At 52.6% G+C, this 321-nt stretch carries 1 pseudogene; it reads right to left on the bottom strand.

From position 1 onward, the window contains the following. Positions 1-233: 233 nt before the first annotated feature. Positions 234-320: pseudogene (locus EN824_RS35715) on the bottom strand (type II toxin-antitoxin system RelE/ParE family toxin); the annotation flags it as partial. Between the last annotated feature and the right edge of the window lies 1 nt (position 321).

Genomic DNA, 321 nt, shown 5'->3' with positions numbered 1-321 from the left:
GGCAAGCCGATGATGCTGCCTATCGGGCGGCATCGGACCGTCGAGGGGAAATAATAACGTATCTCTTTAAGATACGGTTCTGTTGACTTCTGCGCGTATCTGTTTATGATACGAACATCAAGAGGCAGGCAATGATCCGTTCTTTCAAAAACAAGCTGACTGCTTCGATTGACGACGGATCTGTGAAGAAGGGATTTCCCTCCGATATGCTACGCCGCGCCCAGCAACTGCTCACGGTCGCCGGAAAGCTTTTCCAAACGATTACCGGGCGGTGACCGAAGGTCTTCAACCGTAGTCGCCGCATCCAGGACCGTGAGCAGT

This window comes from Mesorhizobium sp. M8A.F.Ca.ET.181.01.1.1, assembly GCF_004792025.1.
Classification (GTDB): Bacteria; Pseudomonadota; Alphaproteobacteria; order Rhizobiales; family Rhizobiaceae; genus Mesorhizobium.
The sequence above is the reverse complement of the archived record's forward strand: the minus strand, read 5'-3'. Positions and strand labels throughout refer to the sequence as shown.